The sequence below is a fragment of the uncultured Roseobacter sp. genome (assembly GCF_947499265.1).
Classification (GTDB): domain Bacteria; phylum Pseudomonadota; class Alphaproteobacteria; order Rhodobacterales; family Rhodobacteraceae; genus Roseobacter.
In genome coordinates this window covers 429,497-455,872 of sequence record NZ_CANMNK010000005.1, presented here as the reverse complement: position 1 = coordinate 455,872, position 26,376 = coordinate 429,497, and the positions used below count along the sequence as shown (strand labels likewise).

The window sequence follows — 26,376 nt, the reverse complement described above, 5'->3', positions numbered from 1 at the left end:
TCGAAGATCGCATCCATTTGGACCACCGGAGAGTAATCGATGACCATCGCCAATCTGCTACGCGTTCTTGCTGCGATCATGTTGGTTGTTGCGCTGAGCGGCACCGTTCTTGCCTACTGGACCGCGCAACGCGCCGCATTCTTCAACGCGCGCATCAACCTGGCGCATGAGTCCTATGAGGAGCATCTGCAGCTGAGCGGCAATACCTATCAGTTGTTCAAGCAATACGGCGATGCCATGCTGATCGGGGATCGCGACCAGGGTGCGGGTGAAGCGGAATTAATCCGCTTGATCCGCGCGAACATTCGCAGCATCCGTTCCCTGATCGGTCAGGAAATTGACCTGGTGGGCAATGAGGAGATCGAGGAACTTCAATTGCTGTCCCAGATCGAGCGCAAGATCGAAGACCTGATCGCGCGGTTTGAAATCGTGCGCAAAGACACCGCGGTGGAACAATTCGGGCACAACTGGACAGGTCTCTCCGTCATGTTGGACGATGAGATTGATCGCGATTTCCATTCCATGATCAATGCCGCCCTCGCGGAAGAACTGGAAGAGGTCGAAGAGACCCGCGTCACTGCGGAGCGACATCTCCGGTTGGCCAACAGCGTTGCGTTTTTTCTTGTGATGCTGGCGCTAAGTGTGGCCGGTGGCGCCCTATGGATCTATACCCGCGCAATCGTGCAACCGATGCGTCATTTGATGAAAGGCGTAAGCGCTCTGGCGGATGGGAATTTCTCTCATCGTATGGCGTTGCGGGGCCGGAGCGAGATTTCCGAGATTGGCGACGTCATGGACAATATGGCCGCCATGGTTGAGGCGCGCACGGCATCGCTCACCACACAAAACATCGAATTGGAGGAGGCCGTGCAGGACCGGACGGCGGAGCTCGAAAACCTGCTCCAGAAATCGCGCCTTGCCGAGGATGCGCGGCGCCAGATGCTCGCGGATGTCAGTCATGAATTGCGCACGCCGCTGACCATCATACAGGGCGAAAGTGATGTTGCCCTGCGCGGGCAGGACAAGACGATCGAAGAATATCGTGAAGCCCTGCGCCGCACGCGGGAGACCGCCAAACACACAAATCTCTTGGTGAACGATCTGCTGTTCATTTCCCGCGAAGAGGCCGGTCAGACCCGCCTCAAGCTGGAGCGGGTCGATCTCAAACAGCTGCTCCAAGACGCGGTTGACGTCTTCGGCCCGGACATTCCCGTTATCAGTGATCTGGAAACTGCCGAGATGCCGCTGGACGTCTCCCGCATTCGCCAATGCGTCGCGGCGATGATTCAGAACGCCCGACGCTATGGTGGTCCGGAGATTGCGGTGCGTTTGATACGGACAGCCACGGGATACCGCGTCTGTGTGGAGGACAACGGACCAGGGCTGCCCGACAGCGAAAAAGAGAAAGCGTTTGAGCGCTTCTTTCGTGGATCAAACGCGGCCAATCAATACGAGGACGGGGCCGGTCTTGGCCTGCCTGTGGTGCGCTCCATTGCGCGTGCGCATGGCGGAAATGCGCTGTTGCGTGACCGGGACGGCGGCGGACTTTCGAGCATCATGGAGTTGCCCGTCTCCGCGCCCTTGCGGGTGGTCTCCCAATCCTGAAACAGTTTTCGCAGGAAAATTTGGGTCCAAGAATAAAATTGGGAATAACCAGCGGTCCGACCCGTTTGTCTTTTCAGAGGGGCGACAGCAACGCGCCCGAAAGACAACGAGAAGGCGCAAAGACTATGAATATCCTGTTGATTGAAGACGAATTGCGGGTCGCCGATTTTGTGCGGCGCGGATTGAAAGCCGAAGGCTGGGTCGTCGAACATGCCAGCGACGGCGAGGCCGGGTTGGAAATCATGCAGGATCGGGACTTTGATGTGATTGTGCTTGATCTGATGTTGCCCGGGATCAGTGGGCAACAGGTCTGCCAGAAAATGCGTGCCCGCTCGAATGTCACGCCGGTCTTGATGCTGACAGCCTTGGACAGCACAGATGAACGCGTCGCGGGGTTGCGGTTGGGGGCGGATGACTACCTGCCCAAACCCTTTGATTTTGATGAGCTGATCGCGCGCATTCAAGCGCTGCACCGCCGTGTCACCGGCTACGTCAGTGATGCGAACGAGGGTAAACTGCAGCATCAGGGCCTGATCTACGACAGCAGCGCCATGGTGCTGACAGTCGATGGCGTCGCCGTGGATCTGTCGGCCAAGGAACGTGAGCTGATTGCTATTCTGATGGCCAGCAAGAACAAGGCGCTGAGCCGTGAGCGCATCCTGAATTCGGTTTGGGGCACCCACGAGGATCCGATGACCAACGTCGTGGACGTCTATATCGGTCGCCTGCGCAAGAAGCTTGGCCCCTATGGCAGGCTGATCACCACCGTGCGCGGTGCGGGGTATCGTTTCGGTTGATCGCACCAGAGTGCTGGTGGTGAGACCAGTACTGAAAAGCGTACCACTCCCCCATCTTTATCATGTAATCGGCCAGGAGCATTCTCCTGGCCTAAACACGCATTGCGCAGTTTGAGGGAGGGAGCAGACCTCAAACTGCGCAAGCGCCGAACGCCAATCTAGCTGATCTCAAAAATCAACCAGCACGGCATCCGGTGTGCCTGTTTGCGCGATGCGCCCGTCTTCGATCACCCAGAGCTCATCCATCATTTTGGCGATTTCCATGTTGTGCGTGATCAGAATTGTGGTCGCGTCGCTGCCCTGAACCAATGCGCGCACCAGGTCCGGACCGTCCCGGTCCAGTGCGTCGTCGGGTTCATCCAGCAACATCAGACGTGGTTTGGACAGCGCAGCGCGTGTCAGCAGAATGCGGCGGATTTCCCCAGCGGAGAGGTTGCGCCCGCCCTCGGCGACTGTGCCGTCCAGCCCATTCAGACGGTCGATGACCTTGCTCAAACCAAAATTGTCGGCCTGGCGCAGGATGTCAGCATCATCAGGCCGCCCCTGCACCCCCATCGTCAGCGCACGGCGCAGTGACCCCTTCAGGATCGGTGATCGGGTGCCGATCAAAGCAATCATCTGGCGCCGTTCTCGTGTGGTGAGAGCGGCGGGCGAGATATCGCCCAGCAACACGCTGCCGGACTGTGGATGCTCCAGCCCGGCGGCAAGGCTCAGCAATGTTGATTTGCCAGCGCCGTTTGCGCCGACGACACCGATCTTGCGGCCGGGCAATGCGGTCAGATTGATATCCGCCAAGGCCCCGGCGTAGACATCCGAAAAAATCAGCGCGGGCGGGGCATCGGGCACCGCCGCATCCGTGGAGCGGTCAATTTCAAGCTTTGGCATGTTCAACAGTTTGAGGCATTTCTCACGCGCATTCCGCCAGGCGCGATGGCGATCCCAAACACCAGCAAGATCCCGCATCGGCTGGATCATCAGCCCGACAGCGGCCAGACAGCCAGCGGCCTCTGCGGCAGGAAGGCCGCGGTGCAGCGCCACCAGAAAGACGCTTGCGCCGGCTATTCCGGAGACCACATCCGGGATCGCACGCAACAAGGCCGCGCCGCGCGCACGCGCAAGGGCCGCATCAACGAGCTTGTCGGTCTTCACCTTGATCCGCCGGGTTTCGGTCTGCATACGCCCGAGCAGCCGGAGTTCCGGCGCATGTGGGATCCGCTCGCTCATATCCGCCGCGAGCCGGGCGCGTCGGGCGCGCAGCCGCTTGTGTGCCGGGCCCAGCCGAGGCCCAAGCATCGCCGAAATCAACAGGCCAAGCGCAATTGGAACAGCAGCGGCCAAACCGATTTCGAAATTCATGTAGAACAAAACGCCGGTCGCGACGGGCAGGACAATCAGCGCGGAAATCATCCGGGCCAACCCCATGCTGACCCAGGCCCGCACCGCCGTCAGATCGCCCACGAACCTCAGGGCCAAGGACCCGTTGCGCCGCGCGGCGATGTCCCGCGCCGAGACCCGGGCCATGTGTTTGAACAGTTTCATCCGAAGCGACGCGGCGAAATGTTGGCCGACCTTTTCCGCCGCCAGCCGTTCGTAGAACCGAAAGGTGCCAATGGCCAAACCGGCCATCGCCAGTGCGACCAGCGCAAAAACTGGCAGGGCCGGGGATGTCTCGCGAAAGGCGGCGAAAACATCGCGGGTGGCGAATGCGGCCAGACCGGTTGCCGTGGCCTGGCCCAAGGCCAATCCGATCAGCAAGCAGATGCCGCGGCGGCGTCCCTCGCCCAGGATTTTGGGTATCGTACTCATGCCGTGGCCTCCATCTGGTCAAAGGATTTGATGCGGCGTGCCACGTGACAGGCGCGTTGCTGTTGTGCGGAACAGGTACCGCGGCAGATGCCAGCGGATTCTGTCGGTTCATCGGCGATCACAATCCTGTCCAACTGGCCCTTTGTGACGCATGTTTCGAAGTCGTGACCGCAGCCTTTCAACACGTGCAAGGACACGTCGGGTTCGATTTTCAGATCGGTTGCTGCCGTGCGTACCGCGTCCGTCCAGCGGCGGGCACGATCCAAGCGGTGTAACCCCTGCTGCGCATCGATGGCGGCACCACTGCGGGTATTCTTGTCCCGCACACAGTCGTTTTCGCCGACACAGACATTCATCGGCAAGGTCAGAAAACGGTCCAGGTTCGCGATGATGCTGTAGCTCCATTCGTCCGCATGTTCAGGTCGGGGCCATAGCCCATAAGGGTAGGAGGCGGTGTCCGGAAACGTGTACCACCCCGGCGACGCGATGCTCAGATGCGAGACGCGTTCCGGATGCAGCATGGCGAAGCGATGGACAAACTGCGCGCCACCGGAAAATCCAAAGAGATCAAGCTTCTCTGATTGCACGACCCCCATGTTCCGGAGTGACAAGATCAAATCCAACAGCGCCAAGTCGGCGCGCCCACACAAGAACGCCTGCTGGTAGCCAAGCCAGTTGGTTGTGTCAAAAACAGGTGCGATCACGGGCCGTCCAAGCGCCGCGGCCCGGTCGGCAAACAGTGCTGCTTGCAATTCGGCACCGCGCCGTATCCCATGAACGGCCACCAGGGGTGGCGTGCCGGGGGTAATGGTATGCGGGAGCGCCAGCCAACAGGCCAATCCGTTTCGGCCGTTCCCGGGGCGAAATATCACCTGATAGGACGATCCCTCAGGTCTCGTGGTGTTCAAACTGACGCACATGGCGACGCTCCCTTCTGCAATGGGTTCAGGCGGCCGTGCCAAGGACCTCTTCGGCGAGATGGCTTGGCAACATATCGAAGATCATGTGGATGCGGTCCTGATCGCCATCGTTGTTGGCCTCATGCATCTGATCATTGTCGAACCACCACAGCTCGCCCTGCTGCATGCGCACCTCTTCGTCGCCCGCTTTCATCCAGGACCCATGGGTAGAGGTCAGGACGAAGTGATAGCGGTTGCGCACGCGGTAATAGAGCCCGCGGTCAATATGCGGATAAACGCGCTTCCCGGCGGGCAGGCAGACGATTTTTGCGCGGCCCAGAATACTGTCCTGATCGCGCGCGAATTCTTCAAGAAAGGCCCGCGCGACGGGATAGTCCTTTGAGCCTGTGGTCCACCGGCTTTCATGAACATCACGCCGCTTGCGGTCCCCGATGGCCGATTTGCGCAGGCCACGTAGGGGAATGGCTTTTGCTTCGCGCTGCACAGCGATCTTGTCCTGCCGCCCGGTAGAGGCGTCCCATGCATGATCGATGCTGTTGATTTCGTCGAGAAACGGGGTCGGATCTACGTCTGCCTTAAGGCGCTTGAAGTACTTCATCTGAATCTCCTCTTTTGGTTCGACACACTGGAACCGGTGTCTGCTGAGCACCTACCGTCCGGACTTTGCGGCCGCTGAGCAGGCATGGTTCAAGCATGAGGGGGTTTACTTTGATTATCAATCAAGCTATTGTTTTTTAACATAAAAATAAGAAATTCTTAACGCCAAATTCATCTAATTTTCATGTGGCTTTCAAGACAGGGATCGTTTGTCATATCGGCGCGGGCAGCGGGGCGTGATTGCAGCGTTTTGCGCCGGGTAAACGCGGGTGATCTATCTGCGTCGCAAGCAGCGAAAGCAGCCGGTGAGGATTACCGTCGCCAAATCGATTTATCTCGGAGAGGTGATACCGGCCCGTCGGCCGAGAACCACCGCGCTCAACAGACCGTTGCCAGACAGGTAGCCGCTGTCGCCTTTGCCCGACACGCCGCACGCCGCGCCACCGCCAGCGTAAAGCGTATCAAACGGCGTGCCATCGGTGCGCAGGACCCGCGCATCTGCGTTCACCTGCACCCCGCCTTGTGTGTGGAAAAGGGCACCGGTCACGCGCACGCCGCAATATGGCGGCGCGAGCGGGGCCATTCCAAATCGGCGACCAAAGCGGTCCGTGCCCTCCAGTGGGATTTCAGCGAGTGTTGTTGTAAGGCTGTCGGGCGGCAGGCCAAGCGTCTCCGCGAGCCCCTCCAAGGTGTCACTTGTGCGCACGGCCCCTGCGGTTTCGGCGCGTTTGAAATCTTCGAACTGCCGCGCGATGCCCGCGATACGATGATCAAAGATGGTGAAGGCTTCGCCGCCCGGTTGCGAGAGCACAGCGCGCGCGGCTTCGGAATACCCCTGTGCTTCGTTCCAAAAGCGGTCGCCCCGCCGATTGACCTGCACGCCCCCTTCGGTGATGACCGCCCAGGTGATCAGAATGCCATGCGGGTGGGCCACATTGCCATGCCCCTGATAGGCCCCGAGATGCTGGGTCTGAGCGCCGATCTCTTCTGCCCAAAGCACCGCTTCGCCCCGGTTGCCATCGTGGCCAAACCACAGCCCGTCGGCAATTTCCGGCATGTGTTGGCTCACCAGTGCCCGGTTGCCGCCAAAGCCATTGCAGGCCAGGATCATGCACTTGCATCCAATGGCTTCGACCCCGCCATCAGGCCGGTTCACCGCAACGCCGTAAACCTCGCCATCCTGATGAAAAAGCATGCTGGCGCGCCGGTCGCAGATGATGTCAATTCCCTTGGCCTCGCAGGCGGTGCGCAGCGCGTCGATCAGTTCAGCGCCAGACCGCGTGGGCAACCCGTGCATGCGATGCCGTGAGTGACCGGGGTAGTCGAAATTCGTCACAACCGAAAACGGCAAGCCGTGTACTTCCGCCAACCAGTCGATCACTTCGGCGGCCCCGCTCGTCATCAGATCGACAAGTGCTGGGTCGTTTTCACCCTGCGCCTTGGCCTGGATATCGGATGCAAAGAGGGCCGCACTGTCGTCGATGCCAGCTGCGCGTTGAATTTTCGTACCTGCCGCCGGGATCAGCCCGGCGGACAATGCGGTTGAGCCGCTGGGCACCGGGTCTGCCTCGATCACCAGAACCTGCTGGCCGGTTTCCGTCGCAGACAAGGCGGCAACCAACCCGCAGGCACCTGCGCCGATGATCAGAGTTCCGGTGGTGATATCAAAGATGTCGGGCGGCGATGCCGTCCTAGTCATTGGCGTCATACTGTACGCCTTTTTCCAGTATATCCGCGGTGCCGATCACCTTGTTCAGCCCGTCAAAGTCAAACATCCGATCCGCAAAGGGGCGATTGCTGCCATGTTGTTGAAGGCTCTTGTAATAATCCTGCGCGGTGCGCGCCAGCGCCCGGACGATCCCGCCTGGAAAGATCACGATGGAGAAACCCTGCGCTTCGAGATCATCGGCGCTGGTGATCGGGGTCGCGCCGCCTTCGACCATATTGGCCAGCAGCGGCACGCGCCCGGCGAATTGTCGTGTGATGCTTTGCAGGTGCGCCGCGCTCTGCGGCGCTTCGATGAAAAGCACGTCGGCGCCCGCTTCCAGATAGATCTCGGCCCGGTCGAGCGCCGCCGAGATTCCTTCGACCGCGATGGCGTCGGTGCGGGCGATGATCAACGTTTCATCACTTGCGCGCGCGTCGGCCATCGCCGTGACCTTGCCTGCCATCTCGGCTGCGGGGATCAGGGATTTATCCGCCAGATGACCGCATCGCTTGGGATAGCTTTGATCCTCCAACTGCAAGGCAGAGGCCCCGGCGCGTTCATAGAGCCGCATGGTGCGCTGAGCATTCAGCGCGTTGCCAAACCCGGTATCGGCGTCGATGATCACAGGCAGGGCTGTGCGATCCGCAATCAGCGTCATGGTGTCGGCCATCTCGCTTGCGGTGCTGAGCCCGATGTCCGGGCGCCCCAGACGGGTGTAGGCCACCGCCGCTCCGCTGAGATATAGCGCCTCGAACCCAGCATCTGTTGCCAGCGAAGCCGTCAGACCGTCATAAACGCCGGGCGCGACCAGAATATCCTTGCTTTGCAGGCGGGATCTGAGGCTCATGCCGCGCCCTCCAGCCAGTCCTGGGCATCGCGGCAGGTCATTTGATGCGTGACGGAGCCCAGAGAAAGCAGGGTGGCGTTATGTATCTCTTGCCGGAACGCGGCGCAGCCATCGGTCAGCATCACGGTCTCTATGTTGCGCAGATGGGCGTCGCGCAGTGTTGAGGCCACGCCGCCATTTGTCACGATACCGCCGACGATCAGATGATCCACGCCGACGGCCCGCATAATGTATTCCAGTCGCGTCTGATAGAACGCGGAATAAGCCACTTTCTCGATCACGAAATCCGCAGGCTGCAGCGCGTCGACCAAACCGTGACCAAACGAGCCGGGCGCAAAATCGCCTTTGCCTAGGAAAGGGCGCAACTCTTTCAGATGTGGCGCAATAAGCGGCGTGCCGTCGCGGTCCGGCACGAGCGTAAACTGCGCCGAGAAATATCGCCCCCCCTGATCGCGCAGGGCCTTGATCAGCGGCGCAATGCGATCCGGCAGCGCGGCGATACTGTCGGAGCCCTGCCCGGCGCGGCCATAGGCGCCTTCGGAGTGGAGAAAATCGTTTTGCAAATCAATGGTCAACAGCGCGGTGCGTGCCAGATCCCAGTCTCTTGGGCTGCTCATGATGTCTCCTCCGCAGGTTCAATGATGGTGTTGCCGAACTGGTCCACGCGCCCCTGCAGATCCGGCTCGATCAGCACCGTGGTATCGGGTTGTGTCAGAATGGCGGGGCCTTTGATCACCGTACCAACGGGCAGGGACAAGCGGTCATAGATCGCGGTGTCCTGCCAGTCGTCCCCGAAATGAACAGGGCGCGTCGCGGTCGGGTTGACCGCGCCTTCCTGTGTCGGGGCCAGCGTGGTGAGATCGAACTTGGGCCGCCTGCCGGTGACGGCGCTGCGCAGGTTGAGAATGCGCCGCACGCCACCCTTTAGCAACCGCCCGAAGGTTGCGCCATAGGCCGTGTCAAAGGCGGCTTCGATCTCTGCCTGCGTGGGCGGTTGCACCGTGCCGTCCTGCACCGTCACGCTGAGCGGGACAGACACGGTATGGGTCTGCCCGATGTACGCCATATCCAGCTCAAAACTGATGTCGCGCGCCTCGAAAATGGTGCGGGCGGCGTCCAGCAGCGCCATGCCCTGATCGGCGTGGGATTGCATGAAGCGTGTCAGCGCTGCTGCGTCGAGCGTGCTCACCAGCGTATTGATCGTTTGCACGAAGTCCTGCCGCATGTCCGCGATCACGCAGCCCATCGCAGAGGTCACCCCGGGATAGCGGGGCACGATGGCGCGCGTGATGCCCGTCTCCGCCAGCATCGCCCCGGCATGCAGCGCGCCACCGCCGCCAAACGGCATGAAGGCGAAGCGCTTGGGATCAAAGCCGCGTTCGATGCCCACAAGCCGGATCGCCCCGGCCATCCGGCTGTTGGCGACGGTCAGGATCGCCTCGGCGGCCTCCAATGTGCCAAGGCCCAGAGGCGCGGCGACATGCAGATCAATCGCTTTGGCCGCGGCCTCGACATCGAGGCGCGCCAGCTTGCCGCCGATCGGATTGTCCGGATCGATCCGGCCCAGCACCACATTAGCGTCGGTCACGGTGGGGCGGTCATTGCCCATGCCATAGGCAACAGGGCCGGGGTCTGACCCGGCGCTTTCCGGCCCGATGTTCAAAAGCCCGCCCTTGTCGACCCAGGCGATGGAACCGCCCCCGGCCCCGATGGTCGTGATCTCGATCATCGGCGTGCGTACGACCATACCGAAATCGACCGACGTTTGCGGGGACAGCATGGAGCGGCCTTCGGCGATGAGGGACACATCGAAGCTGGTGCCGCCCATATCGCCGGTGATCACATTGTCAAAGCCCGCAGATTGGGCGATGTAGCCCGCCGCAATCACCCCGGCGGCGGGACCGGACAGGGCGGTGCGCACCGGCAGGCGGCAGGCGGTATCCACCGCCATGACACCGCCGTTGGACTGCACGATCATGAACTCCCCATCGAAGCCACCCTGGCGCAACGCACTTTCCAACCGACCCAGATAGCCAGAGACTTCGGGTTGCAAATAGGCGTTCAAAGCCGTTGTAGAAAACCGTTCGAATTCGCGGATTTCCGGCAGGATTTCGTGGGAGGCTGAGACGTGGTCATTAGGCCAGATTGCCCGCACGGCGGCCACCGCCGCGGCCTCGTTTTCAGAGTTTGCATAGGCGTTGGCAAAGAGGATCGCCACCGCGGCGCAACCGTCCGCCTGCAGCTGCCGGGCTGCGGCACGCACAGCATCCAGATCAACGGGGGTGCGGATTGAACCATCGGCGAGCGTGCGTTCGGGTACCTCAAGCCGGTTCCGCCGGTCCACCACCGGTTCAAAATCCCCGCGCAGGCCCCAGGTGCGCGGGCGGTCCCGACGCCGCATTTCCAGCACATCGCGCAGGCCTTGCGTGCAGATCACCCCGGTTTTTGCACCCTTGCGTTCCAGCAGGGCGTTTGTGCCCGCCGTGGTGCCATGCACCACCACAGCAATCTGCGACAGATCCGTCACCTCGCGCGCGATGCCATCGAGAAACCCGGCTGACTGATCGGGCCGGGTGGTTGGCACCTTGGCAACCGTGGCGGTGCCTTTGGCCTCATCGAGCACAAAGACATCCGTGAAGGTACCGCCGACATCGACACCAATCATGCGCCCGTTCACGGTGAAACCTCCCGCCAGGAGGGTCCATGCAGTTGATCGGCGTTTGCTGCGCTGACCAGACCGCGGGCTACATCGCGTGCGACATCTGCGGGCGCGCGGTCCTGCGGTGCGCCGTAGCCACCGCCGCCGGGCGTTTCCAGCCGCACCGCCTGTCCCTGTCGCAGGGTGATGCCACGCATTTTCGAGGCCAGCGGGGGATGCGCCCAGCCATCATCCTGCTCATAGGCAAAGACGTTCATCGCACCATCTGACCCGTCAGCAATGCCTTTGGGCGCAAACCGCCCGCGCTCGCCAAAGAGAAAGGCCTCTGCGCCGTTTTCCTCAAGCACTTCAATCTCATAGATCGCGCCCAGCCCGCCGCGATGGGTTCCTGCGCCAGCGCTGTCGGGGCGCAGCGCCCAAGTGCGGAACATCACCGGATAGGCGGCCTCAAGGATTTCCATCGGCGGGATCGTTGCGGTGGAAATCGGCGCATTCCCGTGGTTCAGCCCGTCGCTGTCAATCGATCCGCCGTGCCCGCCGCCGTAAAAGCTGAACATGACCCAGGGCTGGCCATTGCTGCGTTTGCCAGCAATCGACAGCGCGTTGATTGTGCCATAGGCATTGGCCACCACGCGGGTCGGCGCCGCTTTGGCGAAGGCGGAAAAGACGACATCGATCATCCGCAGGATCGTCTCGGTGTACCCGCCGGTGGGCGCCGGGAATTCTGCTGACAACAGGGATCCTTCGGGTACAATCACCTCGATCGGGCGCATCACGCCCGCGTTGGCGGGCAGGGTCGGGAAGATGTGTTTGATCGCCACATAGGCAGTGGCGACGGTGGTCGGCAGGGCGATGTTGACCGGACCTGCACATTGCGCCGCTGAACCGGTGAAATCGAGCGTCATCCTGTCGTCTTTGATCTCAAGGGCCACGCGGATCGCCAGCGGATCATCGGTGATGCCGTCATTGTCGAGGAAATCCTCGGCCTCCCAGCGCCCATCTGGCAGGTCCTGCAACTCCGACCGCATCAACGCCTCCGCCCGATGCCCCAAGGCCTCAAGCGCCGCCGCCACCGTAGCGGTGCCATATTCGTCGAGCAATTCGTCCATGCGCTTGATGCCAAGATCCAATGCGCCCAGCTGCCCGTTCAGATCGCCCATGGCGGATTGCGGCAGGCGTGTGTTGCGCAGTAGGATGTCGATGATGTCCTGATTGATTACGCCACCGCGCGCCAGTTTGACCGGAGGCAGGACAAAGGCCTCCTGAAACACCTCGGTGGCGGCGGGGTTGTAGTTGCCGGGCACCGCGCCGCCCACATCGTGCCAATGCCCGACCGACGCCAGATAGCAAAAGAGTTCACCATCCCGGAAATAGGGCCGCACCAGCCGCATGTCGCTGAGATGTGTGCCGCCGATATGCGCGTCATTGAAAATATAGATGTCGCCATCGGCGAGATCGCCGTCTTTCGCCGCCTTTTCGATCACCGCCTGCACGGCGAAGGCCATCACACCGACAAAGATCGGCAGGCCGGATTTGCCCTGCACCAGCGTGTCGCCGGTTTGCGCGTGATAGAGGCCATGGCTGGCGTCATGTGCTTCGGCAATGATCGGGTTGAAAGCGGCGCGAAACAGCGTTGCGTCCATCTCGTCAGCGATCTGTTCCATGCGCCCCGACAGGACGGATAGGGTGATCGGGTCAATTTCGCTCATGATTTTGCCCTTGTTTCTGCGATGTCGTTCCAGACATCCTGCCGCGTGATCTTGTCGTCAATGACCTCGAACCGGTCGATAAAGCGGATGCCGCTGAAGGAGGTGCCATCGGGCCATTCGCCTGACAGTGTTCCGCGACAATAGACGATAGCAGCCGCGCCGGTGCTTTGCAGGGCGTCAAAACCTTCATAGGTTTTGGTCACCGATCGATAGCGGGGTCTAGCCCAATCGATCAGCTCTTTTAGTTTGCGCATGGGGGCCGCACCAGGGAACTGCATCTCAAAGCTGTCACCCAGCATCACCTCGGCCCGCGCCAGATCGCGCGCTTCCATGGCGGCGAGATAGTTACGCACCAGCTTGGCGGGATCGGAACGTGCCGCAGCTGGCACGCGGGTGCTGCGCCCCCGGGTGTCCTCTTCGGGCGCCATGTCATGGATGATGACTGTCACAAGGTCAGGTGCCGCTGGAATAACGAGACGTACGGCATCCGTCAGCGCCGCCGCGAGCCGTTGTTTTTCCGGCGCAGAGTAGCCTTCCAGAATGTGAATTTCGACCGTCGGCATAATGCCCTCTTCAAGATATCAGTATTATAGATAATACATGTTTCATGATTTTGTTAAGTCTAATTTAGATGCCATGATATACAATCTCTTGATTTTTCATATGACACATTTACCATTGTTGAGTGTTTCGTAAGGGGAATCATCGCTTGGACAGTGTCGGCGCAGCACCATTGCCTGAAGGCGCAAAAGCGCGCCGTGTCTATCTGTCCTTGCGCGATCAGATATCCGATGGGCGGCTGTGTGATGGTGAAAACCTGCCCGGTGAATTGCGCTTGGCTGAAAGCTACGGTGTCTCGCGGGTGACAGTTCGGCGGGCACTGGACGCGCTCTGCGAATCCGGGCTTGTGGAAAAGCGCGCTGGCAGCGGCACAACGGTGCGGGCCAAGGCGCTTACAGGTCGGCGGGCTGCGATGAATTTCAACACGCTGATGCCGCAACTGGTGGAAATGGGGCAGGCCACCACCGCGCGGCTGCTGTCCTTCTCCTACAGCCCGGTGCCAGATTTTGTCGCGCGTGCGATGGGTTTGGAGATCGGTGAGAAAGCGCAGATCGCGACACGTGTACGGATGGCGGATGGCGTGCCCTTTTCCCATCTGACGACATATGTTCCGACCGCAATCGCGCGGAATTATTCCGAAGATGATCTGGCGACCACCCCGCTTTTCAAGCTTTTGGAACGCAGTGGTGTGCAGATCAAGGAAGCACATCAATCGGTATCTGCGACGCTGGCCGGGCCGGATGTCGCCGAGGCGCTGGAGGTGGCTGTCGGATCTGCGCTTTTGTCCCTGAAACGCGTGGTGCGGGATATCGATGGCAATGGTGTGGAGTATCTTTCGGGGCTCTATCGGCCCGATATGTTCAGTCTTGAAATGCCGCTGGAGCGTGTCGGTGACGGGGGTGGACGGCATTGGGAACCTGCCATTGGACAAGCTGAGCAGGGGGGCGCATGAGCCAGCCGCGAACTCTGCTCGACAAGTTGTGGGCGTCCCATGAAATTCTCAGGCGGGACGATGGTGTTTCGCTTTTGTGGGTGGATCGGCATCTGGTGCACGAAGGCTCCCATCATGCGTTTGCTAAGCTCGCCGCCCGTGAGGCGCAGGTTGCAACCCCCGAATTGACGTTTGCTGTGGTGGATCACTATGCACCCACGCGAAACCGAGGCCAGATCGCCGACCCGCAGATTGCCCGCATGATCGAAACACTGCGGGCCAACGCGCATGAACACGGGCTGCAGCTCTTCGATCTGGATGATCCGCGGCAGGGGATTGTGCATGTGATCGGACCTGAACAAGGCCTGACGCTGCCGGGGCTGCTCATCACCTGCGGCGACAGCCACACCTCGACCCATGGTGCTTTTGGTGCGCTTGCCTTCGGGATCGGGGCGACCGAGGTGGCGCATGTATTGGCCACGCAGACCGTCTGGCAGAAAAAGCCCAAGGCGATGCGGATCAGGGTCGAGGGGGCAGTGGCCCCCGGTGTGACCGCCAAGGACATCGCGTTGAACTGGATCGTGCGGTTGGGCACGGGCGGGGCGCAGGGGTACGCCATTGAATATGCGGGTAGCGCCATTCGGGACCTGACGATGGAAGGGCGCATGACGCTGTGCAATCTGTCGATTGAGGGGGGCGCGCGGTTCGGGATGGTTGCACCGGATGAGGCCACGCAGGCTTATGTGAAAGACCGCCCCTTCGCGCCAATCGGCGAAGACTGGACAGCGGCCGTCGTGGCATGGAGCGATCTCGCCAGTGATGAAAACGCAGAGTTTGACCGCGAAATCCGGATTGACGCTGCAGAAATCGCACCCACCGTTACCTGGGGCATAAGTCCAGAGCAGGCCTTGCCCGTAAATGCCACCTTGCCAGACCCAACCGCGCTTGATGCGGGCAAAGCCGAAGCCACCCGTGCCGCGCTCGACTACATGGGGCTGATCCCTGGGCGCCCGCTGGCAGGCACACCGGTGGATCAGGTTTTCATCGGATCCTGCACCAATGGGCGGATCGAGGATTTGCGTGCAGCTGCTGCGGTGCTGGCGGGACGCCGTGCCAAGGTGCCGGGGCTGGTATCGCCTGGGTCCCAGCCGATCAAAGCGCAGGCGGAGCAGGAAGGGCTCGCTGAGATATTTATCGAGGCCGGGCTGGAATGGGGCGCTTCGGGCTGTTCGATGTGCGTCGGCATGAACGGTGATCTGGTGGGCGCGGGCATGCGCTGCGCCTCCTCGACCAACCGCAATTTCCGTGGGCGACAAGGGCGCGGTGCGCGCACCCATCTGATGTCCCCCGCGATGGTGGCCGCGGCGGCGGTGACGGGCACAATTGCCGACGTGCGCCCCTTGTTGCGGGGGAGAGCCCCGTGATGGGGGGATGGACCACACATGCGGGGCTGGCCGTTGCCTTGCCTTTGGCCAATATCGACACGGATCAGCTGATCCCGGCGCGTTTCATGTCTGTGCCGCGGGCGGACGGCTATGGTCAGTACCTGTTGCACGATCTGCGGCGCGACGCGGATGGGACCCTGACGGAAGACTGTGCGTTCAATGCGCATGCGGACGCAAGCATCCTGATCGCAGGGGAAAATTTCGGCAGCGGTTCATCGCGGGAAGCCGCGGTTTATGCGCTCGTCGATGCCGGATTTCGCGCTGTGATCGCCCCGAGATTCGGCGATATTTTTGCCAGCAATGCGGTGAACAACGGGCTGTTGCCAGCACAGATTGGCGCCGCTGATTATGACGCCCTGATCAATCAACTCGGCGGTGGCACGGTGCGCGCCAGCATTGATTTGGAAGCGGGGCAGATCACCTTGGCTGAAACCATCGTCACATTTGTGCTCGATGAAAGCTGGCGCATCAAATTGATCAACGGCTGGGACGACATCGATCTGACACAGCAGCACCGCAACAGTATCGACACTTTCAAGGATCATCGAAGACGAACCGCCGCTTGGGCCTGGCCCGCGGCGGCGGAGTGAAACGCGCGGGTTATAATAGCGCAGATCGGCATCGCAAAGATGTCAAAAAGCAAGGGTCAGGGCGCAGCGCCGACCCCAATATAAATCGGAGGTTATCACATGAAGACGAATTTTCTGGGCGGTGTTCTCGCCAGTTCAACCCTGATCGCCAGTATGGCGCAGGCCGAAGAAACGATCTCGGCGGTACACGCGTTTCCTGAGACATTGATCTACACCAAGAGCTTTCTGACCTTCGTGGACAAGGTCAACGACGTGGGCACGGGCGTGATCCAGATCGACGTGCGCGGTGGTCCGGAGGCGATCGGCATGTTCCAGCAGCCTGATGCCGTGCGTGACGGGATCGTGGATATGGTCTACACACCGGGTTCCTTCTATGGCGGTGCGCTGCCGGAAAAAGACGCGATGGTGGCGTCGAACCTGACGGCGGTGGAGACACGCGCCAATGGTGGCACCGAGTTGATTGACCAGATCCACCAGGAAAAGATGGGCCTGAAATACCTCGGCTGGTTTGACAGCGGCGTGTGTTACAATCTCTGGACGCGGGATGCGCCCAGTTTTGATGCCGACGGCAACCTTGAAGTCGAAGGGCTCAAGCTGCGCGGCAACAACGTCTACAACGCTTTCTTTACCAACTATCTGGGTGCACAGGTGATCGACTTGCCCACCGGCGAGGTTTACTCGGCCCTGCAGCGTGGTGTCGTGGATGCAACCGGCTGGACCCAGATCGGGCTCATTGATCTGAAATGGAACGAGTTCCTGAATTACCGGATTGAGCCGTGCTTTTTCTCGACCGATCTCGGGGTCATCGTGAACCTTGAAAAGTGGAATTCCCTGTCCGACGAAGCGAAAAAGATCCTGCAGGATGTGGCGACCCAGCATGAGAAAGACAGCGTGGCGGCTCTGCGGATCAAGCGTGACGAGGATTTTGCCGCACTTGAGGCCGCAGGCATGCAGGTTGTGTCGCTGGAGGGTGATGCCAAGGCAAACTACCTTGCCGCCGCACGTGAAAAAACCTGGGAGCGCATGCAGAGCGTGATGGCGGAACAACCCGGCGGCACCGGCAACTACGACCGCCTGTTGGAGCTGTTTTACGATCTCGATGCGGCCAAGTAAGCGGTTTGCGGGCCCGTTCTGAGGCGGGTCCGCATGTTCTCTTAATGAAAGACCCAAGGTGATGATCTCCAAGGCGTATTCTGCCCTTGTCTATTCTTTGGCGGTCATTGCGGGCGTCACACTGGTGTGGCTGATGATCTCGGTCATTGCATCGGTGCTGATGCGCAACGCAGGTCTGCAACCCTTTGCCTGGCTTTTCACCTCGGCCGAATATGGGCTTCTTTACATGACCATGCTGGGCGCGCCCTGGCTGGTGCGTGAAAAGGGGCATGTGCACATCGAACTGGTCACAGCGGCCCTGCCCGACGGTTTGCGCCGCATTGTCAGCAGGACCGTCGCGGTTGCTTGTGTGGTGGTCTGCCTGATTTTGGCATGGAAAGGGGCGGAGCTGTTTCTGACCAATATTAAACGCGGTGATTTCGACACCCGCGCCTACTATTTTCCGCGCTGGATGCTGACCATCGCCTTTCCGATCAGCTTTGGCCTGATGGCCGTCGAATTTGCGCGTTTCGTGTTCGGGGCCGACCTGATGCACACGGGCGAAGCGGGGATACACGAGTAATGGAGTGGTTTGAGGCGCTCGCTCTGCTGCTGGGCGCGATCCTGTTTCTGATGGCCATGGGGATGCCGGTCGCACTGGCATTTCTCGCGGCTAATATCCTCGGTGCCTGGGTGTTCATGGGCGGGGAACGCGGTGTGACCCAGCTCTTGAACAATGGGTTTGGATCGCTCACGAAATACGCGCTCGTACCGATCCCGCTTTTCCTGCTGATGGGCGAGATTTTCTTTCATACCGGCCTCGGTGGGCGGATGTTCAACGCGATTGACAAGCTCTTGGGGCGGCTCCCGGGCCGGTTGAGCTATGTCACCGTGCTGGGCGGGACCGCCTTTTCCACGCTGTCGGGATCGTCCATGGGCTCGACCGCCCTGCTGGGGTCGCTGATGGTGCCGGAGATGAGCCGCAGGGGTTACAAATCGCACATGAGCATTGGCCCGATCCTGGGCACTGGCGGGCTGGCGATCATCATACCGCCGTCTGCTTTGGCGGTTTTACTGGCCACGCTGGCACAGATCGACGTGGCGGCATTGCTGATTGCAGGCGTCATTCCGGGGCTGATCCTGGCGTCTTTCTACATCGCAACGATCTGGCTTCAGACGAAGATCGATCCGACGGCAGCGCCCGCCTATGATGTCGTGCCAATGGGGTTTGGACAGAAGCTGGCCTTGTTGCTGCGCGAGGTCGTGCCGATGGTCGGCGTCATGGTGGTGATCATCGTGCTGATGATCCGCGGCTTTGTCACCCCGTCCGAGGCCGCCGCTTTCGGCGCACTTGGCGTGCTGATCCTCGCTGCCGTGTTTCGGTGCCTGACATGGGAGGCGATGCAGAAATCCGTCGTCGGCGCGCTGCGCGTGACACTGATGGCCTATCTGATCGTCTTTGGATCCGCGACCTTCAGTCAGCTGCTGGCCTTTTCGGGGGCATCACGCGGATTGGTGAATTGGGCCACGTCTTTCGAACTGGCGCCCCTTGCCATGCTAATGGTGATGTTTGCCGTGTTGCTCCTGCTGGGCATGTTCATGGAGCAGATCTCGATGATGCTGCTGACCGTGCCGATCTTCTTTCCACTGGCCCAGACATTGGGTTTCGATCCGGTCTGGTTCGGGTTGATCATGCTGTTGGCGCTTGAGATAAGCTTTACGACGCCACCCTTCGGGCTCTTGCTCTTTGTCATGAAGGGGGTGGCACCCAAGGGCACGACGATGCGCGTCATCTATACGTCGGCGTTCCCGTTTATCGGATGTTCGCTGCTATTGGTTGCGCTCTTGATCGCCTTCCCGCAAATCGCGTTGTGGCTGCCGTCGTTGTAGTCAGGCTGTGGAAGATCACGGCGACAGGGTGCGGGCGAGGGGTCGCCCCCGATGCGCTCCCTCATTACTTTTGAAACAGCCTCACGTTTCGGGATGGTTGCTGTAGTTGATCGTCAGAGGCACGTTCCCGAACTCTCCCGTTTCGGCGTATTGTGCGTGGAACGTCTGATCTTTCTGCTCCGTTCCAAACATCTGGAAGAACCAATTCTCATTGAGCGTACCGGGATCTTCGACCGACAGGTTTTCCAGCGTGACATAGTCGCCCCCGTCTTTCAGGATGACACCGGCCCAATGGAAATTCCAGGGCTGGCGAACCGTCGCTGTCGATGCGTCTCTCGCACCTGCCGCGATGGCCCCCGAGGCGGCGACGATGTCAGGCGGTACGTGATCGATGCTCGCGTCTGCCTTGGCGGTGGCTGTCTGGCCCATGTCGATCGCGCCGGATTTATAGAGCGCGAGGAAATCTTCGCGCGAGAGGCGTGAAACGATTGCCTCCAGCGCGGTATCGCCGCGCAACTCATCCAGAATAGTGCCGGAAACGGACAAGCCCTCCAAGACGGCTGCGTTGGCGTTCAGCTTTGCGAGCATATGCGTTTTTGCCAGTTTCTCCCTTTGTGCATCCCCGGCGTCCCCGAGTTTTCGCCACATCTGATCGAAGCTATCGTCAGCGGTAATGTGGAGAGCGTCCACGTCCTGCTGTCCAATGCGCGCCACCAGATCATCATAGGTTGCACGGTTCTTGAAGGCGTCTTTCGCCATGAAGCCCGACACGATGGTGAGTGCTTCGCCAACCTCCGGGGTCGCGAATTCGTTGCTGCCTGAAAACTTGCTGAACAGATCGCGCCGCCACGGGTCGGCGTAAATCGCGGCATAGGCCGCCCACTGCTTGAAGGGTTTGCCCGATATTGGGCCGCCGCCATCTGGCACTGCGGTATTGAGCGCATCCCCAATCACTTCACCCATGCCATGCACGGCGGCTTTCACCTTTGGCAAAGCATCGCCAAGAACCGCATAAGCACCCCGATTTGCAGCGTCGCCGCGTACATTGACACCGCGTCGCACTTCCCGCTTTGATGTGGGTTCAATCGTTTCTGCGCCTTTGGAATTGCGCCGCACCGGTTTTTCGGTATCGACACCTTCGGTCTGGGTCGATCCCATCACCGCCTGGGCGGTGCGGTGACAGTCCGCGAAGCTCTTGAAGCCGCCTTCCTCGTTTGCCACCGATGCCGCGTCCATAAAGCTCCTGTCATCAATGCGCGCATTCCAGTTCAGCTTGATCATCGGCAAGGTATCACCGCTGTCATCCGTGGCATATTCGCGGCTGCTATCTGCGGCAAGGCGGACATATGAGGCGGTATCCTCCAGCTTTGAGTTCGCTTCGGCGATCAGGCTTTCGTCGGCAAAAACGGTCTTGGGGCCGGTCCGCACGATCTTTTTGCCGCCAGACATGCGCTTGTCGGGATCGCCTTTGATCGTCGTATAGCGCTGCACCACAGCGGCGCCGTCTGCTGCGCGTTGCAAAGCTTGCAGTTGTGTCACAGCTGCACTTGTAGCGGCGGATTGTTGAAAGCCTCGCAAAGCACCATCTGATGTTTCGCGACGGCCTGATGCAGTATTGGTAGCGGTTTGAGCCACAGGCGTCGCACCGGGCGCTTTGGCACACTTCATGGCTCATTCCCCTAGTCGCGCCATGAAACGCGATAACTGGGCGCCAGTCAACCTTAGGTGGTATGCTGATATCCGAATGGCCGATTCAACCGCTGAGGACTCTCGGCGAGATTTCTTCTTGTTAGCCTGAAGCTTTCCGACCGTCGCTCGACCGCCGCCTCCGGGCTAGGCCTCGCTATTTCTGCGCAAGAAAACCATCGCAAAAACCACCGCTGCGAGTGACAGGCCTGCGATGACCAGAACGGAATGGCTGAAATCCGACTGCGCCAGCCATGCGACAGTGACAACGCCGCCCAGTCTTGCGAAGGTGATGTCCAGGCTGGCAGAGATGACACTGAGACCCGGCGGCGCGAATTTCAGAACCAACTGCGTGGACGGCGCGTTGCTGCAAGCAAACCCGGCCCCGATCAAAATGGCGGAGATCATGAGCCAGATCGCGTCGCTGGAGAGATATGCCGTCAAAAAGCTGGCCGCGATCAGAACGGGTGCCGCCAATACAATGCTGCGAATGTGGGAGCCATCGACCCAGTTCCGAAGCAGAGTGCCGACGATTGAGAAACTCATCCATATGGTTGCCAGAACAACGCCAATCGTTTCGACGGTGTAGTTTGTCTCCGCCAGCAAGAGCGGCAACCGGAACAGATAGAACGTGATCGCCCCGTAGGTGCAAAAGATGTAGCCGAAGACCAGCCACAGAACGCGTGCCTTCGTCAGCAGGAACAGATTTGGCGTCGTGCGTGGGGCAGGTTCGGTCTGCGTGGCGCCATTCCCGGCGGAGAGCAACAGTACGGCACCGGAGAGTACCACAAAGAACACAAAAACGGATTGCCATCCGACGAAGGCGACCACCTGACCTGCTGCAAATGGGGCGAACGCAGCCACATAGCCCGTCACGCTGCCCCAGATGATTAGGATTTTACCGGGCCGCAGGGGCAGGGCTTTGGTAAGCAGCAGCGGCACCAACGGAGAGAAGACACCGCCGCCAAAGCCTTGCAAAACGCGCCCGGCAATCAACGCCTCAAAGCTTGCCGAGGATGCGACAATGGCCGCACCCAACGCAAACATCAGAACGCCGATGCCAAAGATCCGTTTGGCACCGAAGGCATCACCGATCCAGCCGCCGGCGATGACACCCACGGCCACAGCAATGCCATAGGCATTGAAAACCCAAGCCATGCTTCCAAGGCTCAGGTCATAGTGCGATTGAATCGCAGGAAGAATGAGAGGAACCAGCGTAAGTTCCATGACGAAGGCGATACTGGCGGCGATTGGACCTGCAATTGCCCTGAACAGGGACATGGTCACAACCGCCACCGAAATAACTTATTCAACTCAACAACTCACTGTCATGGTTCCAAGATACGCTCTATCGATTCCTGACATTCTTTCATGCGACCATATCAATAGTATTCGTCCTCAATCTGCGTGCAGGGATCTGACGTTCACGCGAAAGCGCTTTTGGCGGGGTTTCGAGGAAGTGAACGATGTCGTCTGTGTTCATCCAAACAAGCGAATCCTCTTCTGTGATCTCGTTGTCTGGCCCGTACCAGGCGCCTGGCTCACAACGGGTGTACCCATAACGACTGGGAATGCCCTTGAACGCAAGCGGTTCCGGCACCAGGCCGAAAACATAATCCGGCACCCACATCTTCAGCGCCATTTCGAAAACGACGCGTGACAGCAGTGCCGTGAAGCCTTGTTTTCTGTGCCCGCCTTCGCCACCGCTCAGCCAGAACTCGCCGTGATAGCAAACCTTCCCGGTGATTTGGTCCAGGGAAGGCGGCCGCGAGTAAAAGGTTCTGTCAGGATCAGGCGTTGAATTGGGCGTGATGTATTTGTGGCGATGCATATTGATGTGCTCGCCCAAAGCCACGCCGGACAAGTCCAGCAGCCTGATCGCCTGAGTGTGGATCAATTGGTTGTTGTCGTTGAAACCACACACCCAGAAGGCGTTGGAGACATCGACATAGGAACAGGCGACATCGAACATCGGGTAGAGCGGTGAACGATCCGTCTGGGAGTTCCGTAATCTTCGGTATGCCGCAAAATCATCTCCAATCTCTAAGCGCATCCCCGCAGCTTCAAGTTCCTTGGTTATGTTCGCGACGTTAACAATCATTGTGTAGAGGTTGAGTGCCGACATTTGCTTTCCTTTGTTTTGAATGACTACAGTCATAAAAGGAAAAATATCATCGAAATACCATTTTAGGGCATACGTCTTTGTAGCAACGGTAAAAATCAGGGTTCAAAGTCCATAACAAGGTCGTTCGGGACGAATAAAACGTCCTTCTCGGGGAGCGCGTCGATTTCAACCTGATTCGTCATCAACACGAGAACTGCAAGCCCCGGGGCGCCATCCGGGAAGGCGCAGCCCATCAACAAGCGCTGAAAACTGATCGGAATAGGGTCTGGATTACTTTCACGCGGCAGATAGGCAAAGAGATGATCGAGACGCACGCCACCTTCGCCGTGGATCCGGGCATAGGCGCCCGAAATGAAGTCATTGTAGTCGTCCCCGGCGTTGTCTGCTTCTGAGAGCTTTCCGATCGCGCTTTTTGACCAGGTCCACCCGAACCATTTCGCATATGCCGATTTCACACCGATTTCGACGCAGATCCAGCCACTCGGGTTCTTTCTGTAGATCACCAGATATGGCCGGACGTCGGCCATTGCGGGATCTTCTATTTGCGTATGCGCCTTCCCCCAGGCGGAGAGGGTCCGTTTCATGATTGGAAGGCCGTCTTCCGCGATTTTGCTGATCGGATGCTGTTGCGAAAAAAACTCTCTTTCGCTGGCGTCCAGATAGTGAGCAATTTCCAACCAGTTCGAGCTTCGGCGGGTCAATCTGGACTGACCGGACCAGGCTTTGATCTGCCGCAGGATGATCTCGGCATCGGCCAGCAGTGCATTTCCAAAGGGGGTCAGGGAGTATTCGCGGTTCTGGACAGAGAAAAGCGGCTGGCCTTTGATCCCCTCCAGCTCATTGATGTGGCGACGAACCGTCTGCCTGGCAACGCCCAATTCCTCACAGGTTTTCGTTAAATTCAAATTTTTGCCTAAGGTCACAAATGCGCGGAGCATCGCCACGGTGACTTCGGCATTTCCTTTGGTCTGATACAAACTATCGCTCTCCACGCGGATTTGCGTTTTGCCCAATGGATAACGCATTATGCCCATTGGGTTACTTTCTAACGTAAAGGTTTTGGCGCCGGGATTTTCGACGCGTCATATTAGGACAGTACACCTATAACTGGACAGTTGGGTTGTCGACTCTCCTAAAAGTATTCAGGCGAATTCTTTCGATGGCAAGCCGACATTGGCAGGGGATCGTTGGCTTATTTGGGTCCGGAAGCTCTATTGTTTCCTCATGGGGCGCCCTGGTGACGCTTTGCAACTTCCCGGTGCGCAGACAGGCGCCTTGCGCAGTTTGGTCTTGCCCCATCACTGCGCCCTGGTGGGTGCGATGGCCGGAAGCCCGCCCTTCCCAATTCAACCAAAACCGTCCCATTTTGCTGATGCGGGACATGCGCAATCGCGCTGACGGCCCATCCTTGACTTGTTGCCCGGCGCGCAATCTCTAAGATACCGAAAACGCGCCCCAATTGGTCTTTTGCGGCCTGACCAGGACGATTGATGTCACGACCGATGCTCAGCTTGGACGACTCCGACGGAATGGCCACTCTTCGCCTCTCCGGACGGCTGGTGACCGACAGTCTGGGTGCTGTCGAAGCGGATTTTGCCGGCGCATCGGTTCGGGCGACGGTTTTGCACGTCGATCTCAGCAATCTGGAAGCCCTTGACACAGGTGGCGCCTGGCTGATCGCGGATCTCAAGGCGCGTCTGGAAAAACAGGGCGTGCAGGTCGAGTTCACCGAAAAGGCGACCCCGCGGACCGATCTGATTGCGACGGTCGCCGCGGCGCTGCCGTCGGAGAAAGGGATCGAGGATCTGCCGCGCGGTATTCTCCCTTGGATCGCCGGGGTCGGATTGAAGACAGCTGGCGTGGGCCAGTCGATCTTGTCTCTGCTCAGCTTCGTCGGCCAGACCCTCGCGTCACTTGCCGCCACCGTTTTCCGTCCGCGGCGCTGGCGCACGGCGGCGCTGGTCAGCCAGATGGAGGAGACCGGCCTCAACGCCATCCCGATTGTGGTTCTGATGAGCTTCCTGATCGGGGTGGTCCTGTCATTCCAGGGGGCTTCGCAGCTGCGCCAGTTTGGGGCGGAGGTTTTCGTGGTCGATCTGATCGCCATCTCCATTCTGCGCGAATTGGGCATCCTGCTGACGGCCATCATCGTGGCCGGGCGGTCGGGCTCGGCTTTTACCGCGTCGATTGGGTCGATGAAGGTGCGCGAAGAGCTTGATGCCATGCGCACGCTTGGCCTTGACCCCATTGAAGTGCTTGTGTTGCCGCGCGTGATCGCGCTTGTGATCGTGCTGCCGATCCTGGGTTTTATCGCCAATATCTCGGGCCTGCTGGGGGGCGCGTTGATGAGTTGGAGCCAGTTGAACGTCAGTCCCGGCATGTTCATCACCCGTCTGCAGGAAAACACCGATGTCTGGCATCTGGCCATCGGCATGATCAAGGCACCGGTCTTTGCGGCCATTATTGCAATCGTCGCCTGTTGGCAGGCAATGCAGGTGCGCGGATCAGCCGATAGCGTGGGGCGTCACACCACGATTTCCGTCGTCCAATCCATTTTTCTGGTCATCGCGGCGGATGCCCTGTTTTCCATCTTCTTTGCGGAGATCGGGGTATGACGCGCCTGCAGGACGACAGCCGCGAGGCGGTGATCAGGGTGCGCGGCCTGCGCAACCAGTTCGGGCCGCAGGTGGTGCATGACCAGTTGGACCTTGATGTGTGGCGCGGCGAGGTCCTGGGGATTGTCGGTGGGTCCGGGACCGGAAAATCGGTTTTGCTGCGCACAATTGTCGGTCTGAACCGTCCCGCAGCAGGCTCGATCCATGTGCTTGGTGCAGATGTGCTGCATGGCAGTCGCGCGGAGCGGGCGCAGACCGAACGCCGTTGGGGGGTCGCGTTTCAGGATGGGGCGCTCTTCTCTTCGTTGACCGTGCTGCAAAACGTCATGGCGCCGATGCGGGAGCATCTGAACCTGTCGCACAGCCTGATGAAGGCGCTAGGCGAGTTGAAAATCAGTCTGGTCGGCCTCCCCCCCTTCAGCTGTGGCAAGCTGCCGTCGGAGTTATCGGGCGGCATGCGCAAGCGGGCGGCATTGGCCCGCGCCCTCGCGATGGATCCCGAGATCGTGTTTCTGGACGAGCCAACCGCGGGGCTGGATCCGATTGGGGCCGCTGCCTACGATGACCTGATCGGCGAATTGAAGCGCTCGCTGGGCCTGACGGTGTTTATGGTGACCCATGACCTCGACAGTCTTTACGCGATCTGCGACAGAATTGCAGTGCTGGCGGAACAGCGGGTTTTGGTCGAAGGGCCGATTGAGGAGATGACGCGCGTGGACCATCCTTGGGTTCAGGAATATTTCACCGGCCCGCGCGCACGGGCCGCGCAGGAAAAGATGTAGAGGCGACAGCA

General features: G+C 59.8%; 23 protein-coding genes. 10 read left to right on the top strand and 13 right to left on the bottom strand.

Features of this window, described 5'->3' with window-relative positions; translation table 11 throughout:
- Positions 1–39: 39 nt before the first annotated feature.
- Positions 40–1,605, top strand: coding sequence for a HAMP domain-containing sensor histidine kinase (locus tag Q1A63_RS16320; RefSeq protein WP_298975727.1), 1,566 nt, complete (start codon positions 40–42; stop codon positions 1,603–1,605).
- A 125-nt stretch (positions 1,606–1,730) separates the two neighbouring features.
- Complete coding sequence (locus Q1A63_RS16315; protein ID WP_298975729.1) at positions 1,731–2,402, top strand: response regulator transcription factor; 672 nt, start codon at positions 1,731–1,733, stop codon at positions 2,400–2,402.
- Between the two features lie 168 nt (positions 2,403–2,570).
- On the opposite strand, the gene Q1A63_RS16310 is transcribed toward Q1A63_RS16315, so the two are convergent.
- The 9 genes from Q1A63_RS16310 to Q1A63_RS16270 form a co-directional block, all read right to left on the bottom strand.
- Positions 2,571–4,208: an ABC transporter ATP-binding protein gene (locus tag Q1A63_RS16310; protein WP_299632240.1), complete on the bottom strand. Its 1,638-nt coding sequence runs from the start codon at positions 4,206–4,208 to the stop codon at positions 2,571–2,573.
- Complete coding sequence (locus tag Q1A63_RS16305; protein ID WP_299632239.1) at positions 4,205–5,080, bottom strand: alpha/beta hydrolase; 876 nt, start codon at positions 5,078–5,080, stop codon at positions 4,205–4,207. Before Q1A63_RS16305 ends, Q1A63_RS16310 begins: the two co-directional genes overlap by 4 nt.
- Before the next feature lie 73 nt (positions 5,081–5,153).
- Positions 5,154–5,726: an aspartyl/asparaginyl beta-hydroxylase domain-containing protein gene (locus tag Q1A63_RS16300; protein ID WP_298975735.1), complete on the bottom strand. Its 573-nt coding sequence runs from the start codon at positions 5,724–5,726 to the stop codon at positions 5,154–5,156.
- 330 nt (positions 5,727–6,056) lie between these two features.
- The gene (locus tag Q1A63_RS16295; protein WP_298975738.1) at positions 6,057–7,424 is read right to left on the bottom strand and encodes an FAD-dependent oxidoreductase; all 1,368 of its coding nucleotides are present in this window, start codon (positions 7,422–7,424) and stop codon (positions 6,057–6,059) included.
- The gene (locus tag Q1A63_RS16290) at positions 7,417–8,280 is read right to left on the bottom strand and encodes an isocitrate lyase/phosphoenolpyruvate mutase family protein (RefSeq protein ID WP_298975741.1); all 864 of its coding nucleotides are present in this window, start codon (positions 8,278–8,280) and stop codon (positions 7,417–7,419) included. Before Q1A63_RS16290 ends, Q1A63_RS16295 begins: the two co-directional genes overlap by 8 nt.
- Positions 8,277–8,897, bottom strand: a complete 621-nt coding sequence (locus Q1A63_RS16285) for an isochorismatase family cysteine hydrolase (protein ID WP_299632238.1) — start codon at positions 8,895–8,897, stop codon at positions 8,277–8,279. Before Q1A63_RS16285 ends, Q1A63_RS16290 begins: the two co-directional genes overlap by 4 nt.
- Positions 8,894–10,945, bottom strand: a complete 2,052-nt coding sequence (locus Q1A63_RS16280) for a hydantoinase/oxoprolinase family protein (protein WP_298975905.1) — start codon at positions 10,943–10,945, stop codon at positions 8,894–8,896. Before Q1A63_RS16280 ends, Q1A63_RS16285 begins: the two co-directional genes overlap by 4 nt.
- A gap of 8 nt (positions 10,946–10,953) precedes the next feature.
- On the bottom strand, positions 10,954–12,648 hold the full coding sequence (locus Q1A63_RS16275) for a hydantoinase B/oxoprolinase family protein (RefSeq protein WP_299632237.1): 1,695 nt from the start codon (positions 12,646–12,648) through the stop codon (positions 10,954–10,956).
- A complete protein-coding gene (locus Q1A63_RS16270) occupies positions 12,645–13,211 on the bottom strand; it encodes a tautomerase family protein (RefSeq protein WP_299632236.1) in 567 nt (188 codons plus the stop codon). The genes Q1A63_RS16275 and Q1A63_RS16270 overlap by 4 nt, the downstream gene beginning before the upstream one ends.
- A 146-nt stretch (positions 13,212–13,357) precedes the next feature.
- Between Q1A63_RS16270 and Q1A63_RS16265 the strand changes: the two genes are divergently transcribed.
- The 6 genes from Q1A63_RS16265 (at position 13,358) to Q1A63_RS16240 (ending at position 19,157) form a co-directional block, all read left to right on the top strand.
- Positions 13,358–14,161 carry a GntR family transcriptional regulator gene (locus Q1A63_RS16265; RefSeq protein WP_298975745.1) on the top strand — a complete coding sequence of 268 codons (804 nt, stop codon included), beginning with the start codon at positions 13,358–13,360 and terminating at the stop codon, positions 14,159–14,161.
- Positions 14,158–15,564 carry a 3-isopropylmalate dehydratase large subunit gene (leuC, locus tag Q1A63_RS16260; RefSeq protein ID WP_298975748.1) on the top strand — a complete coding sequence of 469 codons (1,407 nt, stop codon included), beginning with the start codon at positions 14,158–14,160 and terminating at the stop codon, positions 15,562–15,564. Before Q1A63_RS16265 ends, leuC begins: the two co-directional genes overlap by 4 nt.
- Positions 15,564–16,175: a 3-isopropylmalate dehydratase small subunit gene (gene leuD / locus Q1A63_RS16255; protein ID WP_298975749.1), complete on the top strand. Its 612-nt coding sequence runs from the start codon at positions 15,564–15,566 to the stop codon at positions 16,173–16,175. Before leuC ends, leuD begins: the two co-directional genes overlap by 1 nt.
- Before the next feature lie 99 nt (positions 16,176–16,274).
- Positions 16,275–17,288, top strand: coding sequence for a TRAP transporter substrate-binding protein DctP (dctP, locus tag Q1A63_RS16250; RefSeq protein WP_299632235.1), 1,014 nt, complete (start codon positions 16,275–16,277; stop codon positions 17,286–17,288).
- A 61-nt stretch (positions 17,289–17,349) separates the two neighbouring features.
- A complete protein-coding gene (locus tag Q1A63_RS16245) occupies positions 17,350–17,850 on the top strand; it encodes a TRAP transporter small permease (protein WP_299632234.1) in 501 nt (166 codons plus the stop codon).
- Positions 17,850–19,157 (top strand): TRAP transporter large permease, encoded by a 1,308-nt coding sequence (locus tag Q1A63_RS16240; RefSeq protein WP_299632233.1) that lies wholly within the window; start codon positions 17,850–17,852, stop codon positions 19,155–19,157. The genes Q1A63_RS16245 and Q1A63_RS16240 overlap by 1 nt, the downstream gene beginning before the upstream one ends.
- Before the next feature lie 81 nt (positions 19,158–19,238).
- Here Q1A63_RS16240 and Q1A63_RS16235 read toward each other — a convergent pair whose 3' ends face one another.
- The 4 genes from Q1A63_RS16235 to Q1A63_RS16220 form a co-directional block, all read right to left on the bottom strand.
- Positions 19,239–20,696 (bottom strand): hypothetical protein, encoded by a 1,458-nt coding sequence (locus Q1A63_RS16235; RefSeq protein WP_299632232.1) that lies wholly within the window; start codon positions 20,694–20,696, stop codon positions 19,239–19,241.
- Positions 20,697–20,990: 294 nt separating this feature from the next.
- A complete protein-coding gene (locus Q1A63_RS16230) occupies positions 20,991–22,124 on the bottom strand; it encodes an MFS transporter (protein WP_298975761.1) in 1,134 nt (377 codons plus the stop codon).
- Positions 22,125–22,212: 88 nt separating this feature from the next.
- A complete protein-coding gene (locus tag Q1A63_RS16225) occupies positions 22,213–22,968 on the bottom strand; it encodes a hypothetical protein (protein WP_298975764.1) in 756 nt (251 codons plus the stop codon).
- A gap of 95 nt (positions 22,969–23,063) precedes the next feature.
- On the bottom strand, positions 23,064–23,981 hold the full coding sequence (locus tag Q1A63_RS16220) for a LysR family transcriptional regulator (RefSeq protein WP_298975767.1): 918 nt from the start codon (positions 23,979–23,981) through the stop codon (positions 23,064–23,066).
- Positions 23,982–24,497: 516 nt separating this feature from the next.
- Between Q1A63_RS16220 and Q1A63_RS16215 the strand changes: the two genes are divergently transcribed.
- Together Q1A63_RS16215 and Q1A63_RS16210 are read left to right on the top strand one after the other, a co-directional pair.
- Complete coding sequence (locus tag Q1A63_RS16215; protein WP_298975769.1) at positions 24,498–25,583, top strand: MlaE family lipid ABC transporter permease subunit; 1,086 nt, start codon at positions 24,498–24,500, stop codon at positions 25,581–25,583.
- Positions 25,580–26,365: an ATP-binding cassette domain-containing protein gene (locus Q1A63_RS16210; RefSeq protein ID WP_298975772.1), complete on the top strand. Its 786-nt coding sequence runs from the start codon at positions 25,580–25,582 to the stop codon at positions 26,363–26,365. Before Q1A63_RS16215 ends, Q1A63_RS16210 begins: the two co-directional genes overlap by 4 nt.
- Positions 26,366–26,376: the final 11 nt, after the last annotated feature.

Coding starts and splice junctions, on each gene's coding strand:
- dctP (WP_299632235.1), top strand. CDS start 16,275: ATGAAGACGAATTTTCTGGGCGGTGTTCTCGCCAGTTCAACCCTGATC.
- Q1A63_RS16295 (WP_298975738.1), bottom strand. CDS start 7,424: ATGACTAGGACGGCATCGCCGCCCGACATCTTTGATATCACCACCGGA.
- Q1A63_RS16310 (WP_299632240.1), bottom strand. CDS start 4,208: ATGAGTACGATACCCAAAATCCTGGGCGAGGGACGCCGCCGCGGCATC.
- Q1A63_RS16210 (WP_298975772.1), top strand. CDS start 25,580: ATGACGCGCCTGCAGGACGACAGCCGCGAGGCGGTGATCAGGGTGCGC.
- Q1A63_RS16270 (WP_299632236.1), bottom strand. CDS start 13,211: ATGCCGACGGTCGAAATTCACATTCTGGAAGGCTACTCTGCGCCGGAA.
- Q1A63_RS16245 (WP_299632234.1), top strand. CDS start 17,350: ATGATCTCCAAGGCGTATTCTGCCCTTGTCTATTCTTTGGCGGTCATT.
- Q1A63_RS16300 (WP_298975735.1), bottom strand. CDS start 5,726: ATGAAGTACTTCAAGCGCCTTAAGGCAGACGTAGATCCGACCCCGTTT.
- Q1A63_RS16230 (WP_298975761.1), bottom strand. CDS start 22,124: ATGTCCCTGTTCAGGGCAATTGCAGGTCCAATCGCCGCCAGTATCGCC.
- Q1A63_RS16240 (WP_299632233.1), top strand. CDS start 17,850: ATGGAGTGGTTTGAGGCGCTCGCTCTGCTGCTGGGCGCGATCCTGTTT.
- Q1A63_RS16225 (WP_298975764.1), bottom strand. CDS start 22,968: ATGTCGGCACTCAACCTCTACACAATGATTGTTAACGTCGCGAACATA.
- Q1A63_RS16285 (WP_299632238.1), bottom strand. CDS start 8,897: ATGAGCAGCCCAAGAGACTGGGATCTGGCACGCACCGCGCTGTTGACC.
- leuD (WP_298975749.1), top strand. CDS start 15,564: ATGGGGGGATGGACCACACATGCGGGGCTGGCCGTTGCCTTGCCTTTG.
- Q1A63_RS16320 (WP_298975727.1), top strand. CDS start 40: ATGACCATCGCCAATCTGCTACGCGTTCTTGCTGCGATCATGTTGGTT.
- Q1A63_RS16290 (WP_298975741.1), bottom strand. CDS start 8,280: ATGAGCCTCAGATCCCGCCTGCAAAGCAAGGATATTCTGGTCGCGCCC.
- Q1A63_RS16215 (WP_298975769.1), top strand. CDS start 24,498: ATGGCCACTCTTCGCCTCTCCGGACGGCTGGTGACCGACAGTCTGGGT.
- leuC (WP_298975748.1), top strand. CDS start 14,158: ATGAGCCAGCCGCGAACTCTGCTCGACAAGTTGTGGGCGTCCCATGAA.
- Q1A63_RS16280 (WP_298975905.1), bottom strand. CDS start 10,945: ATGATTGGTGTCGATGTCGGCGGTACCTTCACGGATGTCTTTGTGCTC.
- Q1A63_RS16275 (WP_299632237.1), bottom strand. CDS start 12,648: ATGAGCGAAATTGACCCGATCACCCTATCCGTCCTGTCGGGGCGCATG.
- Q1A63_RS16315 (WP_298975729.1), top strand. CDS start 1,731: ATGAATATCCTGTTGATTGAAGACGAATTGCGGGTCGCCGATTTTGTG.